Annotated in this window: 2 protein-coding genes; one reads left to right on the top strand and one right to left on the bottom strand. The window is 43.1% G+C overall.

Features of this window, described 5'->3' with window-relative positions:
- On the bottom strand, window positions 1-272 hold a 272-nt coding region (locus NG795_RS07870; RefSeq protein ID WP_367288100.1), incomplete at its 3' end, for a hypothetical protein.
- Window positions 273-303: 31 nt separating this feature from the next.
- On the opposite strand from NG795_RS07870, the gene NG795_RS07865 reads away from it, so the two are divergent.
- Window positions 304-494 (top strand): hypothetical protein (locus NG795_RS07865; RefSeq protein WP_367288099.1); only part of this gene is annotated, 191 nt, incomplete at its 3' end.

Below are 494 nucleotides of genomic sequence, written 5' to 3'. Positions count from 1 at the left end.
CGGATATTATTGTCAACAGAGCATCTGCAATCTGTTACAGGTTCCGATAAAAAGTTATCGGAAATTGAGACAACTTCAGAAACTGCTTTCCCTGCAACAGTCGCCGATGCCGCTAATTCCAGCAATATCTCAGGGGAAAACTTACCCCGGATATTATTGTCAACAGAGCATCTGCAATCTGTTACAGGTTCCGATAAAAAGTTATCGGAAATTGAGACAACTTCAGAAACTGCTTTCCCTGCAACAGTCGCCGATGCCGCTAATTCCAGCAATATCTCAGGGGAAACACCCCCTAACAGATTGTTGTCAACAGAGCATCTGCAATCTGTTACAGGTTCCGATAAAAAGTTATCGGAAATTGAGACAACTTCGGAAAATGCTTTCCCTGCAACAGTCCCCGATGCCGCTAATTCCAGCAATATCTCAGGGGAAAACTTACCTCAGATACTGTTGTTAACAGAGCATCTGCAATTTGTCACAGATTCCGATGAAAA

This window comes from Laspinema palackyanum D2c (assembly GCF_025370875.1).
Lineage (GTDB): Bacteria > Cyanobacteriota > Cyanobacteriia > Cyanobacteriales > Laspinemataceae > Laspinema > Laspinema palackyanum.
Note: the sequence above shows the minus strand (reverse complement) of the source record. Positions and strands in the feature narration are given on the sequence as shown.